The 499-nt window shown below is 44.1% G+C and carries 1 protein-coding gene; it reads left to right on the forward strand.

The window, feature by feature from the left end:
* The coding region (locus HC175_RS17665; protein ID WP_235942666.1) for a DUF5689 domain-containing protein at window positions 1-499 on the forward strand (499 nt) is incomplete at both ends.

The following is a 499-nucleotide window of genomic DNA, read 5'->3' on the forward strand; positions in this document are numbered from 1 at the left end:
TCACCGAAGCTGATAAATTTGAGATAGGTGATAAAGTTCGTGTTACCGGAACCAGAGCTGTTTATAATGAGCTCATTCAACTTTCAGATCTGGAAACTGTAGAGCTTATGGATGAACCCAACACACCCATTGAGCCAAAAGAAATCACGTTAGCCGAACTGGAAAACTATCGCGGTCAACTGGTAAAGATCTCCGATATGAGGTTCCCCGATCCCGGTCAGCTTTTCTTCGGAAATGCAAATTACCTGGTTTCTGATGCCAGTGGAGAAGCTGAATTGAGAATAGATTCAGATGTTGAGGCTTTAGTTGGCAAAGTGCAGCCAGAGACTTGTGCAGAAGTTGTTGGAGTTGTGGGTCGTTACAACAATATTAATCAACTCCTTCCCAGAATGCTGGAGGACCTGCCATGTGCAGAAGAATTCGATCCTACATATCCGGGGTCAGAAATTTCCAAAGACCTTACTTTCGAGGCAGCAACCTGGAATATAGAATGGTTTGG

This window comes from Salinimicrobium oceani, from assembly GCF_012037645.1.